Origin of the sequence: Nitrosomonas sp., assembly GCA_031316255.1 — a bacterium.
Taxonomy (GTDB): domain Bacteria; phylum Pseudomonadota; class Gammaproteobacteria; order Burkholderiales; family Nitrosomonadaceae; genus Nitrosomonas.
Map to the genome: position 1 here is coordinate 2,968,705 of JALDQW010000001.1, position 15,639 is coordinate 2,984,343.

Consider the following 15,639-nt stretch of genomic DNA (forward strand, 5'->3'; position numbering starts at 1 on the left):
GCAAGCGCCGTATTTTGATTGTGAAATGAATTTGGACCAGCACCAGCACAGCGATTAATTGGCGCTTGAATTTGTTAAATAGTGGAGGGTGGCATGAAGAAATCATTAAAGGTTGAGGCTGAACATCATGCGCAACACGCACGATTCGATACTGGGAAATCTGTATATGCTAACAAACCATTAAATCTTATTGATAGTCGTTCAGAATCAGCTGCACAAAAACAAATATTTAAGACCATTGATACCAGTCCAAGAATGGTTGCACAGCAAAAAGATGTCGCCGCAATTCATAACAGTCCACGCATGACTGCACAGAGAAAAATATACGAATCCATTGGCAATTCAGCAGTCCAGTTACAAAGTGCGCCCGAAGAAGAATTGATGCAAGGCCGGTTCGAAACAGCGCAGCGCATGGAAGAAGAGGAACCTCTGCAAGGTCAATTTGAATCCGTTCAACGAATGGTTGAGGATGAAGAACCGCTTCAAGGCAGGTTTGTCGCGAATCCGGTACAATTCAGAGAAGCTTCTGCCGATAAGCCGAACAATACGGGTTTGCCGGACAATCTTAAAACCGGCATTGAATCACTTTCAGGCATTTCCATGGATAATGTCAGAGTCCATTATAATTCTGAGAAGCCGGCGCAACTGAATGCGCTGGCTTATGCGCAAGGTACCGATATTCATGTCGCATCCGGGCAGGAAAAACACTTGCCACATGAAGCCTGGCATATTGTCCAACAGGCACAAGGAAGAGTGCAGCCGACGATGCAAATGAAAGAAGGAGTGCCGATTAATGATGACCGCAATCTGGAACAGGAAGCGGATGTAATGGGAGAAAAAGCCGCCGCATTTTCACCCGCAGAACGACTCGAACGACGTTAATGGGTGTGTCGTTTAGGGGCTGTTCTCAATGTGTGAATTATTTCTGTTATCCCTGAAATGGTGTCAGGCAAGGCATGAGAAGCGTGGTTTGGTTATTCCAAATAAGCGACGAATAACGCAGCATGGCACCATTTCAGGGACAACCCATTGGGCTGGGCCCATTTTGGTCCTCCGCAGTGTTGTCATTCGCTCATGTAGAGCGACTACACAACGCTCACTCTGCCTTGCTGAGGCCCAAAATGGGTGCCAGCAGAAACAGTTCACTCATTGAGAACAGCTCCTAGTCCATAACCGCAATTGTAATTAAAATAATTGTTGTTAATGTTATAGGCCAATAAGCAACTTTGGGTATCAAATTATCGCGATAATGGATAATTCCAAGCCATTTGGCGATACCCATCGAAAATAGAAATGTATTAACAACCGCAACCACCAGGTATGCGTACATGAGAATATAGAAATATTCCATATAGACAATTCCAGAGCCGGAAAACTGTTCCCTGAGTTGAATATGCGCCAGCATGACAACAAAAAATAATGCCGAGCAAGCACCGATAAAGCCCGAGGTGCTAAAACCATGCTTGCTGACCAGATCCGGTGTTTTGCTGACAGTCAATAATGCTGCGAACAGCAGGGTGGCAACCAGCAAGACTGGCAGCAGGTAAATAATAAATGCATTCTCAAATTTACGTTTAATTACAAAGTTGTAGTGTAATTCCGGAAAATTTGTCTGACCGATATAGTCGGAAATACCAAAATTGGTATCGTAACTCGAAGGTTTATAATCAAAATAAGTGTTCTCCCGGTTCCAAGTTCCCAGCACGATATTCTTTTCAATTCCAAAAGTCCTGTGAGGTTCTGTTGAAGCATAGGCTTCAAAATCGGGAACCAGTACTATATTTTTTGAGAACAGGTAATGCCACATGCGTACCCAGACGGTTTTATGATCAAAAGGGTAGAGTTTATATTCAAAAGGCTGACGGATTGTGGCTTCAAAATACCAGCCGATGACTTCTTCGCCATTAATATGTTCCCGGTATACTTCGCGTGGCGTAATCGAATTTCCTGAATTAACCTGTTCAGGCAGTACAAAACCGACTTCCGATGGTCCCGGTTTAATGGCATCGTGAATGCCATCCCGATACCGCTGCCAGATATAACCGGTGATATCGACTTCAGAGGAGTTGAAAAATTTCAGTGACTGGATATATATGCCAGTCTTTACTTTCAGCGTTGGTTGATCTGAATAACCGAGATCTTCAAGCTTGCTTTCCCAGTTTTCTTTCAAATATTGGTCAGTAGCTTTTTCGCTGACAAGTTTGGTCGGCTCCACAAAATGTGCATCCATCTGTGTCCATAGGCCCGACAGGATAATCAGCAGTACAGTCGATACAAAAAAGGAAATAAACCACCAGTGATTTTCTTTCATCCGATTGTTGTCCAGAATGCAGCGCAGTGATTTTAGGATGGTTCATCTAAAACATCTGTATAAATTTTAACATAGAATAATCAGATACTTTCCCGATTTTGGGTGAGAAAACACTTGAATACGTTGCTTGCAACCGGGGTGCTAAAATGCGCGCTTTGGATTTATCCAATACATATACATTTCGTTTGCCATTGATTATGATTGTCCAATGACAGAAAATATTTTATTAGCAGCCTATGTCGCGTGTATTCTGACATTGTTCATATATGGCGTGAATTGCTACTACATGGTATGGCGTTTCTGGAAAACCTTTCCACTAATATCAAAGCGCATGCGTGAAAGCATCGATTCGGCGCAACCGCTTTTTGCAGATGAATCCATACTGCCGCATGTGACCACACAGATACCCTTGTATAACGAGGCAAACGTTGCCGAACGCGTAATACGCGCGGTTGCTGAAATGGATTACCCTGCGTCCAAACATGAAATTCAGATTCTCGACGATTCTACAGACGATACAACAGTAATCGTTGATGCGGTTGTAGAATCGCTGCGACGAGCCGGGAAGGATGTGTGTGTATTGCGGCGCAATAATCGGCAGGGTTACAAGGCGGGTGCACTCGCGGAAGGTTTGCAGGTGTGCAAGGGGGAGCTGATTGCAATTTTTGACAGCGATTTTGTACCGAATCAGGATTATTTGAAACAAATGATTGCACCGTTGCTCGCAGATGAAAAATTGGCTTTTGTGCAGGCGCGCTGGGGGCATTTGAACGCCGGATATTCTGTGCTGACCCAGGCTCAGAGCATTGGTATCGACGGCCATTTTATGATCGAACAAAGCGCACGCGCGTTTAATGGCTTCTTTATGAATTTCAATGGAACTGCAGGAATCTGGCGAAAGGTTGCGATTGAAGATGCCGGTGGCTGGCAGGCCGATACATTGACTGAAGATATGGATTTGTCCTATCGTTGCCAGCTGGTTGGCTGGCGTGCGGGCTTTCTGACGGATGTCGTTGTACCCGCTGAATTGCCGCAATCCTATACCGCATTTAAAAGTCAGCAATTTCGCTGGGCAAAGGGGTCCATCCAGACAGCCATGAAGCTGTATCCCAAGGTGATGCGTTCGCAGGCCAGTATGACGGCCAAAATTCAGGCTTTTTTGCATTTAACCCATTACAGCATTCATCCGATCATGACGCTGTTATCGCTATTGACTTTACCCGTGTTATTGACACTGAATGTTCAAGTGCCCTGGCAAGTCATGGTTATTTGCATGTTCTGTATTCTGGTCGCGATTTGTGGCCCGAGTACATTGTATGTAACCAGTCAGATTGCGACCCGGTCCGGTTTGAAGAAACTGTTGTTTCTCCCCGTGTTGATGTGTGTCGGTGTTGGCATCGCATTGTCCAACACCCGCGCGGTATTTGAAGCGGTGTTTAAAATAAAAAGCGGTTTTGTACGTACGCCCAAAAGCGGCGGTAGTGAAGCTGCCGGTTCCAAATACCATCGTTTGTACAGCGTAAACGCGCCTGTGCTGCCTCTGTTTGAAATTCTGTTGGGACTCTATTGTGCGGTCAGTTTTTTTTATTATATTGAGGCCAAACACTATATGGTTGGACCGTTCTTGTTGATTTATACCTGTGGGTTTTTACTCATCGGTATACATTCGTTTAAGGAAGGTTTGGAAAAAGGGTATTCGTGATTTTTGATTAAGAACCACTTTACCAGATCTATGAGCCAATGTCCTAATTGTTGTCAACGCCATAAATAATGCACAATGCCCGGCTGACGCTCTTTTTATGTTCACTGGTATTGATTCTATTTGCTGGTGCGCTGCATTGGACGCCCTGGGCAGCCAGTTATAAAGCTTCCGTCATGCTTGTTTCATACGGTGTATTGTTTTTTGGATTCATTGGTGCCTGGCTGAGTTTTCCTGATGGTTTAAGTACAACACAGAAAATAGGATTGATTCTATTCGTTTCGCTGTTTGCGCGAATCATGATGATGGGCGTACCCGTATCAGACGATATTTATCGCTATCTTTGGGAAGGGAAAATCATTGCCGCAGGTGAAAGTCCGTATCAGTTTCCCGCTGATCATGCGCATTATTATGAATATCGGGATGGTTACTGGGAGCGGATGAACCACAAGGATAAACTGACTGCATATCCGCCGCTCGCCGAACTGATTTTTGCCGCAGTCAGCAGCATTGCATATACACCATGGGCATTTAAGGTATTGTTTATTATCGCTGATTTGTGTGTCATGGGCGTGTTGATGACTTTGCTTTGGCGGCACGGGATGGATGTACGCAATGTCTTGCTGTATGCAATAAACCCGCTAACCTTGTTTGCTATTGCCGGAGAAGCGCATTTTGATGTGTTGTTGATACTGACAATGATGTTGTCGGTTTTATACGCGCAAAGGAATGCGTATGCATGGGCTTGGCTTTGGCTGGGAATTTCGATTCAAATGAAAATTATTGCCATAGTACTGGTGCCATTGTATTTATGGCATTGCCGGTGGCGTTATAGCTGGCTGTTGCTTATTCCATTGGTCGTGCCATCACTGTTCTTTATTGAAACCTTGCCGGGGCTATTTCATGGTCTGTGGACTTTTGGCGGAATGAACGCGTTTAACGGGCCGATACACGGATCGATTAATTATCTGTTAAATGGCGATACCGCCTGGGCTACATATATCACAATTGTATTATTTGGCATGATTTCGCTCTGGATTATATGGGCGATTAAAATACCGACCAGGGCAGCCTATTTATTAATAGCCGCGTTGATCTTGTGCTCGCCCGTGGTACATTACTGGTATATCCTTTGGGTTATTCCATTCGTCGTGCTCTATCCTGGATTATCCTGGTTAATGTTGAGTTTTACCAGTGGCGCTTATTTTACTTCTGTTTATAGCGTTGAACGCGGAGAAGACTGGTTATTGCCGGTATGGGCCATGTGGGTGATATGGTTGCCATTCGTGTTAGTGTTGATTTACGAACTGCGGATGGTTTTTATGCGAAGACTGCGACAGGATGTTATCTGGAGAAAGCCCGAAACACTCGCGGTTATTGTGCCTACCTTCAATGAAGGCGAATCAATTAAACCATGCTTGCTGGCGCTGAAAAATTTAAAGCCGCCCGCAGATGAAGTTATTGTGTGTGACGGCGGTTCAACCGATCAAACTGTTGCCATTGCAACGGCAATGGATATTCGTGTTGTACACAGTGAAACAGGGCGGGGTGCTCAGATCAGGGCGGGTGTTGAGGTAGCGCGGTCAGATGTCGTGCTGGTGATTCATGCCGATTGTGTTTGTGACAATAATGTCAGTCAAAAAATCCTGAACGTTTTAACACTGAACCCGGATGTCATTGGCGGCGCAGTAGGACAGCGTTTCAATACTGAAAGTGCACAACTGCTGGTTATTGAAATGCTTAACGATGCACGCGCAACATTGGGGGGTGCAAGTTTCGGGGATCAGGGCCAGTTTTTCCGTGTTGCAGCCATACAAAAAATGGGTGGCTATCCCGATTATCCGCTGATGGAAGATATCGAACTCAGTCTGCGCATGATGCAACTGGGACGTGTTGTATTGCTGGATAGCGGTATCCATAACTCCGCGCGGCAATGGCGCCAAGGATTCTTTAAACGTGTCTGGTTAATTCTCAAGCTTGTGATTGTGTTCCGCTTAAACCGTTTGTTTAACCGTAATGTGACGCGCAAATTGTATGCCATTTACTATGATCGGAAATAAGAGTTTCAGTGTAATAACACTAAAAATCTTGGTTTGCGGGTAAGTTGAAATACAAAAGGTGTGCGCTGTCAGCAAAAAAATTTTCTGGTGAACAACGGGTTAAACCAGTTATAGACCATGTGATTTCAGTAGGATTATTTCCTTATTCTTGCTATCAACACAAGAACTGTAAAAAATTTCGACACACACATTATCTGTTACTGAAAAAATAGATGCTGTACACATCAAATTTCAGCAATCACCAGGATTATATTCATCAATAAAAACAAGGTGATAATAGTGTTAATTAACCGTGCAAAAGATATGCTAAATTGAATACGATTATTAAAACCTGTGCGCGGCAAAATACAAGATAGTGTCGAAATATTTTACACTTTATAAATATAATGAAAATTATGTAAAATGGTAATTCTTTCAGTTTTCTGAACCGACTTCACAAAAATAAAAATCTCAATTTTTTCAAAAAATAACGCATTATTTATGTAAAAAGTGTCGAAAATTTTTACATAACTGTACTTTCAGTTTTATTGTTGGACGGGTTATAGCAAAATTCCAGCAATTCAAAACAAACGCCATAAAATTTTTCTGACTAAATTTAACCGCAAGTTGTTGCCTTATACGAAGGATAATTTGAGGAAACATAAGTCGTTGTTGACACATGTTGTTAAGCTGTCATTTCTGTACTGCATCAGATAGTTATGGGGAGTTATGAATATCATCCTGTGACAGCTGTTTGGATTAAAAGATTTTATTCAAACAGCTTTCCTCTGTAGTTTTTTTCAAATCATTCAATTGATTTCCGATCGGCTGCTGAAACATTCAACTTGAAGAAACCGGTGGGTTTAATGAATTCTGGTATGGATATTGCGAGAGGAAAGTCAATTGTACTTAAGTACAGCCTTTGAAATGAAAATCAGCCTAGTCTTAATTGATGCGCATGCGTACTCCATCAATCTGATATTGCCGGATGCTAGTTAATATCAGACTGAAAGGGTGTTAGCAGATAGAAGGGCTTATCCTGGTTTGAAACATGAAGAACATAACAAAAACAGCGATCAGCCCGGTTTCTGTCAGCTCGTTTGGTAATGGTCGCGCTATATTTATCACTACATTTTCTTGAAGTCATAAATAGATTCTAAGTCCGAGTAAGAAATATTTTGTGAATAAAGATTACGGGAGGAAAGATGTTTCAAAAAGCAAAGAGAAAAATGAATGAGAATAAGTTACTGTTCATTGATGAAGGTGTACTGGATTCAGATTTACTTTTGAAAAACCGGGATTCTGAGTACGAACTCGTCCGCCTCAACCCTGAAATCGATCCTATTTCACAAATTGCAGAGGCCTTGCTGGCAAATGCACCCGTGAAAGAAATTGTATTGGTAACGCATGCATCACCGGGGCAAATCCATTTTTCCAACAGTCTTGTTGATCATGCCACACTTGATGACTGTGCCGATGAACTGATTGGTTGGCGTAATTCATTAACATCCGATGCGAAAATTTGTATTTATGGTTGCAGCTTGGCTTATGGAGAAACAGGCCAAGAATTTATTCGTGCACTGGGAGACTTAACCGGAGTAGCAGTCGCGGCTTCGAGTTTACCGATAGGGCGTCAGGAAAAAGGACAAAACTGGGATTTAAATCGATTTACTAATCATTTCGAAGTTTCTAATCCATTTCACGTCGATTCGAGAGCAAAATATTCTTATACACTTGAGCCTGTAATATCAATAAATAGAATTGTCTCTGTATTAGAAATTTCAGAGGGGGATAACAGCAGCCGCCAGCTTGAGTTTGAGGTGACGTTGTCCGAGCCTGCGACGAATACGGTGGATATACCGTATCGAACGTTGGATAGCCAGGGTACGGCGACAGGCGGGGTAGACTACGTAGAGGAATTCAGTTTTGTGCGTATTTTGGCTGGACAAAGCAGTGCGACGTTAAATATCACGGTGTTTGGCGATACCAGTGATGAGACGGATGAAAGTGTTGTTGTTGAACTCTATAACCCGGAGAACGCGGTATTTGCCAACGGTGCGGAAACACTGCGGGCTACCGGCATAATTCTGGACGATGACGGCACAGCCAATGATCGGGCATTGTTTGTCAGCCAAGTGCAGATAGTCGAAGGCGACGACGGTTCTCAACAAGCGGTATTCGAGGTACAACTGTCTCGTCCGTCAACGAGTGCTATCACGTTAAATTACACAACTTCGGATGGTTCAGCGCTGGCTGGACAGGATTATCAGGCACAGGCAAGCACGCTGACTTTTGCGCCGGGTGAAACACTAAAAAGTGTAGCAGTACCGTTAATCGGCGACACTGTGGCTGAAGCCAACGAATTCTTCAATCTGGTATTCACACCGACATCGGACATAGCCAACGGCGTCGATGGCGCGGTTGGTACGGCAGTGATACTGGATGATGACACCAGCGCCTCGTTGCCTGAGATCAGTATTTCAGGTGGAAGAACGATAGAAGGCCCTAGCAGCACTCGCCAGCTTGAGTTTGAAGTGACGTTGTCCGAGCCTGCGACGAATACGGTGGATATTCTGTATCGCACCCTGGATAGTCAGGGTACGGCTATAGGTAGTGTTGATCATGTTGGGGAATTCAGTTTTGTCCGCATATTTGCCGGGCAAAGCAGTGCGACGTTAAATATCACGGTGTTTGGCGATACCAGTGATGAGACGGATGAAAGTGTTGTTGTTGAACTCTATAACCCGGAGAACGCGGTATTTGCCAACGGTGCGGAAACACTGCGGGCTACCGGCATAATTCTGGACGATGACGGCACAGCCAATGATCGGGCATTGTTTGTCAGCCAAGTGCAGATAGTCGAAGGCGACGACGGTTCTCAACAAGCGGTATTCGAGGTACAACTGTCTCGTCCGTCAACGAGTGCTATCACGTTAAATTACACAACTTCGGATGGTTCAGCGCTGGCTGGACAGGATTATCAGGCACAGGCAAGCACGCTGACTTTTGCGCCGGGTGAAACACTAAAAAGTGTAGCAGTACCGTTAATCGGCGACACTGTGGCTGAAGCCAACGAATTCTTCAATCTGGTATTCACACCGACATCGGACATAGCCAACGGCGTCGATGGCGCGGTTGGTACGGCAGTGATACTGGATGATGACACCAGCGCCTCGTTGCCTGAGATCAGTATTTCAGGTGGAAGAACGATAGAAGGCCCTAGCAGCACTCGCCAGCTTGAGTTTGAAGTGACGTTGTCCGAGCCTGCGACGAATACGGTGGATATACCGTATCGAACGTTGGATAGCCAGGGTACGGCGACAGGCGGGGTAGACTACGTAGAGGAATTCAGTTTTGTGCGTATTTTGGCTGGACAAAGCAGTGCGACGTTAAATATCACGGTGTTTGGCGATACCAGTGATGAGACGGATGAAAGTGTTGTTGTTGAACTCTATAACCCGGAGAACGCGGTATTTGCCAACGGTGCGGAAACACTGCGGGCTACCGGCATAATTCTGGACGATGACGGCACAGCCAATGATCGGGCATTGTTTGTCAGCCAAGTGCAGATAGTCGAAGGCGACGACGGTTCTCAACAAGCGGTATTCGAGGTACAACTGTCTCGTCCGTCAACGAGTGCTATCACGTTAAATTACACAACTTCGGATGGTTCAGCGCTGGCTGGACAGGATTATCAGGCACAGGCAAGCACGCTGACTTTTGCGCCGGGTGAAACACTAAAAAGTGTAGCAGTACCGTTAATCGGCGACACTGTGGCTGAAGCCAACGAATTCTTCAATCTGGTATTCACACCGACATCGGACATAGCCAACGGCGTCGATGGCGCGGTTGGTACGGCAGTGATACTGGATGATGACACCAGCGCCTCGTTGCCTGAGATCAGTATTTCAGGTGGAAGAACGATAGAAGGCCCTAGCAGCACTCGCCAGCTTGAGTTTGAAGTGACGTTGTCCGAGCCTGCGACGAATACGGTGGATATTCTGTATCGCACCCTGGATAGTCAGGGTACGGCTATAGGTAGTGTTGATCATGTTGGGGAATTCAGTTTTGTCCGCATATTTGCCGGGCAAAGCAGTGCGACGTTAAATATCACGGTGTTTGGCGATACCAGTGATGAGACGGATGAAAGTGTTGTTGTTGAACTCTATAACCCGGAGAACGCGGTATTTGCCAACGGTGCGGAAACACTGCGGGCTACCGGCATAATTCTGGACGATGACGGCACAGCCAATGATCGGGCATTGTTTGTCAGCCAAGTGCAGATAGTCGAAGGCGACGACGGTTCTCAACAAGCGGTATTCGAGGTACAACTGTCTCGTCCGTCAACGAGTGCTATCACGTTAAATTACACAACTTCGGATGGTTCAGCGCTGGCTGGACAGGATTATCAGGCACAGGCAAGCACGCTGACTTTTGCGCCGGGTGAAACACTAAAAAGTGTAGCAGTACCGTTAATCGGCGACACTGTGGCTGAAGCCAACGAATTCTTCAATCTGGTATTCACACCGACATCGGACATAGCCAACGGCGTCGATGGCGCGGTTGGTACGGCAGTGATACTGGATGATGACACCAGCGCCTCGTTGCCTGAGATCAGTATTTCAGGTGGAAGAACGATAGAAGGCCCTAGCAGCACTCGCCAGCTTGAGTTTGAAGTGACGTTGTCCGAGCCTGCGACGAATACGGTGGATATTCTGTATCGCACCCTGGATAGTCAGGGTACGGCTATAGGTAGTGTTGATCATGTTGGGGAATTCAGTTTTGTCCGCATATTTGCCGGGCAAAGCAGTGCGACGTTAAATATCACGGTGTTTGGCGATACCAGTGATGAGACGGATGAAAGTGTTGTTGTTGAACTCTATAACCCGGAGAACGCGGTATTTGCCAACGGTGCGGAAACACTGCGGGCTACCGGCATAATTCTGGACGATGACGGCACAGCCAATGATCGGGCATTGTTTGTCAGCCAAGTGCAGATAGTCGAAGGCGACGACGGTTCTCAACAAGCGGTATTCGAGGTACAACTGTCTCGTCCGTCAACGAGTGCTATCACGTTAAATTACACAACTTCGGATGGTTCAGCGCTGGCTGGACAGGATTATCAGGCACAGGCAAGCACGCTGACTTTTGCGCCGGGTGAAACACTAAAAAGTGTAGCAGTACCGTTAATCGGCGACACTGTGGCTGAAGCCAACGAATTCTTCAATCTGGTATTCACACCGACATCGGACATAGCCAACGGCGTCGATGGCGCGGTTGGTACGGCAGTGATACTGGATGATGACACCAGCGCCTCGTTGCCTGAGATCAGTATTTCAGGTGGAAGAACGATAGAAGGCCCTAGCAGCACTCGCCAGCTTGAGTTTGAAGTGACGTTGTCAGAACCTGCGACGAATACGGTGGACATACCGTATCGAACGTTGGATAGCCAAGGTACGGCGACAGGCGGGGTAGACTACGTAGAGGAATTCAGTTTTGTCCGCATATTTGCCGGACAAAGCAGTGCGACGTTAAATATCACGGTGTTTGGCGATACCAGTGATGAGACGGATGAAAGTGTTGTCGTTGAATTGTTCAGCCCTGAGAATGCTGTTTTCCCCGATGGTGTGAATACAATACAGGCTGTCGGTCTGATTATGGATGATGACGGTGTTGCAAACAATCGCGGCTTATTTGTCGGTAATGTGGAAATTGTCGAAGGTGCAGATGGTGTAACCCGTGAAGTGGCTGTGCCGGTATATTTATCCCGTCCATCTGACCAAATCCTGACATTCCAATACCAGACTGCGGATGATACGGCTGTTGCAGGATCGGACTATGCTGCACAAAGCGGAACTGTAACGTTTTTGCCAGGCGAGATAATTACTGCGGTGCATATTCCGGTTATTGGTGATGATATTGATGAGCCAAGCGAAACGTTTGCGTTGACCGTAACACCAACGTCTGAAATTGCCAATGGTTCGGCTGGTGCCACGGGAACTGTAACCATACTTGATGGCGATGTTTTGCCGCCGCCCGAGGGAATAACAGTTAATGCTGGAAATAATGCAACGATCAGTGAAGGCAGTATTTTTAACCGTACAATCAGCTTTATAGATGATCTCGATGCTAATGCAGATGGCTGGTCATACAGTGTGGACTGGGGTGATGGTTCTGCTGCTGAGAATGGCGTTGTCGCAGCCGGCGCAAGCAGTTTTGATATCAACCGCCTGTTTGCCGACGGCGATGCATCACATACAGTCAGCGTAACGGTAACCGATGTTGCTGGCGATTCTGATACGCAACAATTCCAGCTTAATGTTGACAATGTGTCGCCGACGATAGCCCTGGCCGGTGCTCCCGAGGTGAATATCGGTGCAAGTTACACATTAAACCTGGGTGCGATAACCGATCCGGGAGTTGACACGGTTACCAGCTATATTGTCAATTGGGGTGATGGCTCCAGCGATACCTTTAATACAGCAGGCGATGTAACGCATGTCTATACGGCGACCGGTACTCAAACGATCAGCGTAGATCTGGTGGATGAAGACGGTACACATATCAATGCCGGAGCAGTTGATGTTTTGGTTAATGCGGTGCCGGATGGTGTGTCTGTCAATGCGGGAAATAATGCTATCATCGATGAAGGCGGCACTTTGAATCGTACAGTTACTTTCACCGACGGTGAGGACAGTAATGCGGATGGCTGGACTTACAGCGTTGACTACGGTGATGGTTCTGCAGTTGAAACAGGTGCAATTGCCGCAGGTATTAACAGTTTTGATATCAATCATATCTATGCCGACGGTGATGTAAACCATAATGTGAATGTGACGGTCACGGATGTAGCAGGCGATTCGGATATCGGACAATTCACAGTGAACGTCAGCAACGTAGCGCCAACCATTGCCCTAAATGGCAATCCGTCGGTAGATGAAGGTTCGGTATACACCCTGGCACTGGGTGTGATAACCGATCCTGGTAACGACACTGTTGCGAGTTACGTTGTCAACTGGGGAGACAGCACAAGCACCACACTGACTGCTGCGGAAGTACTGGCAGCCGGTGGAAATGTCGATCATGTGTTTGCCGATGGCGCAAGTAATCCCGTAATCAGTGTCGATCTGGAGGATGAAGACGGTACGCATTTTGCAGCGGGAACGCTGAGTGTAATCGTCAACAACGTTGCACCGACGATAGCTTTGGCCGGTGCTTCTGAGGTGAATGCCGGTGTTAGTTACGCGCTGAATCTGGGAACAATCACCGATCCGGGTGATGATACAGTTACAAGTTACATTGTCAATTGGGGTGATGGAACTGCGGAAGCATTTAGTGCTGCTGGCGATGTTACGCATGTCTATACGGCATCGGGAATCAACACGGTAACAGTTGATTTGATAGATGAAGATGGCACGTTTATCAATGCAGGAAGCTTGACTGTTCAGGTCAACGAGCCAACTGCTGGAGTGTCAGTCAATGCCGGAGGTAATACATTAATTGACGAAGGCAGTCTGTTTGGTCGAACAATTAATTTCAGTGATGGAGAAGACGCCAATGCAGACGGTTGGTCTTACACGGTTGATTGGGGTGATGGATCGACTGCTGAGAATGGCGCAATTGCAGCCGGATTGAACAGTTTTGGCATCAACCATATCTTTGCCGACGGCGCTGCCAGCCATAACGTTAGTGTCACAGTGACTGATGATGCAGGAGATTTTGATACGCAACAATTTATTGTTGACGTGAATAATGTTGCGCCATCAATTGTACTTAACGGAAATGCATCGGTAAGTGCAGGAGAAACCTTTACGTTATTACTGGGTGCAATTACAGATCCAGGTTTGGATACGGTAACAAACTACATCATCAACTGGGGAGATGGGTCAACTACCTCACTGACTACCGCAGAAGTATTGGCTGCTGGTGGTAATATTGATCACGTATATGATGGTAGTGATAATAACCCACAAATCCGTGTTGATCTTGTTGATGAGGATGGTACTCACAACGCCGGGACTTTTGGCTTCCTGGTAACAATTCCACCGGAAGGAGTATCAGTCAATGCGGGTAATAATGCAGCCATCGATGAAGGTGGCGCTTTCAATCGCACCGTTACTTTCACCGATGGTGAGGACGCCAATGCCGACGGCTGGACATACAGCGTAGACTGGGGTGATGGTTCTGCGGTTGAGAATGGATTGATTGCATCTGGTCTGAACAGCTTTGACATCAACCACATCTTTGGCGATGGCGCTGCCGGCCATAACGTCAGCGTTACAGTGACCGATGAAGCTGGAGATTCGGATACACAACAATTCATTATGGATGTGAACAACATTGCTCCAACGATAGCCCTAAGCGGCAATCCATCGGTAGACGAAGGTTCGGTCTACACCCTGGCACTGGGTGCGGTCACCGATCCGGGACTGGATACCGTAACGGACTACATCATCAACTGGAGCGATGGTACGACAAATACTACGCTGACGGCCGCGGAAGTACTGGCAGCTGGTGGAAATGTCGATCATGTGTTTGCCGACGGTGCAAGTATTCCGGTAATCAGTGTCGATCTGGTGGATGAAGACGGTACACATACAGCGGCAGGTACGTTAAATGTGACTGTCAACAATGTCGCACCGACGATAGCCTTGGCCGGTGCTTCGGAAACCAATACAGGTGACACTTATACCTTGAATTTGGGCGCAATCACAGATCCGGGCGACGATACTGTTGCGAGCTATATTGTCAATTGGGGTGATGGTACGACAGATACCTTCAGCTCGGCCGGTGCTGTAACTCATGTCTATGCGGCTGCGGGTAGCAATACTATTAGTGTTGATCTTGTTGATGAAGACGGTACGCATGACAACGCGGGGAATCTCGATGTTAATGTGAATGAAGCGCCGGTTGAAATCGTTCGTATCGGCGATGCGCCACTGCGCGTTTCTCGCTCAAACCCCAATATCTGGGAAAACGCCTGGACAGATGAAACGGTCAGTATCAGTCATAAAGCCGATTATCTCAACACAGTTGAACCGTGGAGCAGTGCAATATTGAATGGACGTAATTCGGGCGTACTGAGCGGTGGCGATATTTTTGGCGGTGACCTGGGTGTAAGTGGGCAATCCTTGATTTCTAGCACCATCCGCCAGGAAATCGATGGCACGGAAGCATTGCGTTTCGATTTAGGTCAGGCTGCAACCCGAGTCACCGTAGACCTCTCCCGTCTGGAAGGCGATGCCACGGCAGGACATTTTGATGCGGGTCGCGTACAGTTGCTGGATGATTCCGGATTGGTCGTCAATGAATTGACATTCAGTGCGGGTGCACTTTCCAGCGATCAAGTAATCATCCTCAGCCACGATCAAGGTTTTTCATCGGTTGTTCTAACCGCAGGTGTCTACAATGATGCTGATTTTATCTTTGGCGGCTTGTCCGATAGCGATGGACAGTATTTCAGTGATCCGCAAAACCTCGGTGGCGGTACCTTTAATGCCAGTGATTATCTGGTTGACGCCATAGAATTCGAGTTTGGTGAAATAACACTGGTGGGTACTCCACTATAATTAAATCATAAAGTTTATTAA

The 15,639-nt window shown here is 46.5% G+C and carries 5 protein-coding genes; 4 read left to right on the top strand and 1 reads right to left on the bottom strand.

Annotated elements, in window-relative coordinates; genetic code table 11:
- The first annotated feature begins 93 nt into the window (after window positions 1-93).
- A complete protein-coding gene (locus tag MRK00_13240) occupies window positions 94-882 on the top strand; it encodes a DUF4157 domain-containing protein (protein MDR4518336.1) in 789 nt (262 codons plus the stop codon).
- A gap of 280 nt (window positions 883-1,162) precedes the next feature.
- Here MRK00_13240 and MRK00_13245 read toward each other — a convergent pair whose 3' ends face one another.
- Window positions 1,163-2,311 carry a hypothetical protein gene (locus tag MRK00_13245; protein MDR4518337.1) on the bottom strand — a complete coding sequence of 383 codons (1,149 nt, stop codon included), beginning with the start codon at window positions 2,309-2,311 and terminating at the stop codon, window positions 1,163-1,165.
- 208 nt (window positions 2,312-2,519) lie between these two features.
- On the opposite strand from MRK00_13245, the gene MRK00_13250 reads away from it, so the two are divergent.
- From MRK00_13250 to MRK00_13260, 3 genes are all read left to right on the top strand, one after another.
- Window positions 2,520-4,013: a glycosyltransferase gene (locus MRK00_13250; protein MDR4518338.1), complete on the top strand. Its 1,494-nt coding sequence runs from the start codon at window positions 2,520-2,522 to the stop codon at window positions 4,011-4,013.
- 110 nt (window positions 4,014-4,123) lie between these two features.
- Window positions 4,124-6,070, top strand: coding sequence for a glycosyltransferase (locus tag MRK00_13255; GenBank protein MDR4518339.1), 1,947 nt, complete (start codon window positions 4,124-4,126; stop codon window positions 6,068-6,070).
- Between the two features lie 1,208 nt (window positions 6,071-7,278).
- Window positions 7,279-15,618 (top strand): PKD domain-containing protein, encoded by an 8,340-nt coding sequence (locus MRK00_13260; GenBank protein MDR4518340.1) that lies wholly within the window; start codon window positions 7,279-7,281, stop codon window positions 15,616-15,618.
- Window positions 15,619-15,639 lie beyond the last annotated feature (21 nt).

Coding starts and splice junctions, on each gene's coding strand:
- MRK00_13260 (MDR4518340.1), top strand. CDS start 7,279: ATGAATGAGAATAAGTTACTGTTCATTGATGAAGGTGTACTGGATTCA.
- MRK00_13245 (MDR4518337.1), bottom strand. CDS start 2,311: ATGAAAGAAAATCACTGGTGGTTTATTTCCTTTTTTGTATCGACTGTA.
- MRK00_13240 (MDR4518336.1), top strand. CDS start 94: ATGAAGAAATCATTAAAGGTTGAGGCTGAACATCATGCGCAACACGCA.
- MRK00_13250 (MDR4518338.1), top strand. CDS start 2,520: ATGACAGAAAATATTTTATTAGCAGCCTATGTCGCGTGTATTCTGACA.